We start from the raw sequence: 1,500 nt of genomic DNA, 5'->3' as shown, positions 1-1,500 counted from the left end.
CCACCAGCTGCGGCTGTGCGGACTCAACCTGCCGTGGGACGCGGTGCGGCTGGCGCTCGGCGAGCGTCCGGAGTGCGCGGGGGCGGAGCCGGACGGCCCGGCCGGAGAGCACCGCGCCGAGCAGCGCCACCCCGGCCATCGACAGCAGGATCACCGCGAAGGCGCCGGGCGAGCCGGCCTCCCCACCGCCCCCGTGGGCGGCGGCGAGCGAGCCGCCGCCCAGCGCCGCGAACATCACCCCGGCCAGACCGGTCAGCAGCACATTGCCCAGCGCGTCGCTCATCTGGAGCGCGGCCGAGTTGGCCCCGGCGTCCTCCGGGGTGGAGAGCTTCATCATCAGCACGCTGACGCTCGCGATCGCCATCCCCATCCCGACGCCGCCGACGCCCCAGGCCACCGACGCGGCCCAGGCCGGCACCGCCGGGAACAGCACCAGCGCGGCGCCCGAGATCGCCACCGCGGTCAGCACGAAGCCGCCCCGGATCATCACCGTGCGGTAGCGCTCCGCCCCGGGCCGGCCCTGGAGCCAGGAGCCGAGCGCCCAGGTGAGACCGCCGCTGGTCAGGGTCAGGCCGGCCAGCGTCGGCGAGAGCTCACGCTGGGTGGTCATCATCAGCGGGATGAAGGCCTCGGCCGCGAAGAACGCCCCCGCGGCCAGCCCGCGCAGCAGGATCACGGCCGGCAGTCCCCGGCCGGCCCGCAGGGTCCGCGCCGGCAGCAGGCCGAGGACCGCCGGCACCAGCAGCGCCGCCCCGGCGATCCCGGGGGCCAGCCCGATCAGGTCGCGCCGCTGGCCCGCGTACTGCAGCAGGCCGGCGCCGACCGCCGCCATCGCGGCCAGCAGGGTGCGACGGCGGTCGAAGGCCGCGCCCCTGGCCACCGGGTGCTCGCGCTCGGTGCGGGCCAGTGCCGGGCCCATCACGGCCAGCGGCAGCAGGATCAGCACCGGCACGGCCAGGAACACCCAGCGCCACCCCAGGTGCTGGGTGACGGCCCCGGAGACCAGCGGACCGATGATCGAGGGCAGCACCCAAGCCGAGGAGAAGGCCGCGAACACCGCGGGCCGCAGCCGCTCCGGGTAGGCCCGGCCGACCACCACGTACAGGGCGACGATCACCAGCCCGCCGCCGAGGCCCTGGATGGCCCTCCCGGCCACGAACACCCACATCCCGGGTGCCGTCCCGGCCACCACCAGCCCCACGCCGAACACGGCGATGCCGCTGAACAGCGGCCGCAGCGGGCCGCTCCGGTCGCACCACTGGCCGGAGACGACCAGGGCGAACAGGGTGGTGGTGAAGTAGCCGGAGAAGGCGAACGCGTACAGCCCGAGCCCGTTCAGCTCGCGGGCCGCGGTCGGCATCGCGGTGTTGACGGCCGTCGCCTCGAAGGCGATCACCAGGACCACCGAGACGATCCCCAGCGTCAGCGCACGGTAGCGGCCGCCGAGGACCCCACCACCGGGGTCGTCGTCGAGGGGTATCGGTACGGGGTCGACCGAGG

1 protein-coding gene is annotated in these 1,500 nt (G+C 75.7%); it reads right to left on the bottom strand.

Features of this window, described 5'->3' with window-relative positions; all coding sequences use genetic code 11:
• Positions 1-1,480 (bottom strand): MFS transporter (locus tag ACIQOV_RS41030; RefSeq protein WP_401056188.1); only part of this gene is annotated, 1,480 nt, incomplete at its 3' end.
• Between the last annotated feature and the right edge of the window lie 20 nt (positions 1,481-1,500).

The sequence above is a fragment of the Kitasatospora sp. NPDC091257 genome (assembly GCF_044757675.1).
In the GTDB taxonomy this organism is placed as follows: Bacteria; Actinomycetota; Actinomycetes; order Streptomycetales; family Streptomycetaceae; genus Kitasatospora; species Kitasatospora lactacystinica.
Note: the sequence above shows the minus strand (reverse complement) of the source record. Positions and strands in the feature narration are given on the sequence as shown.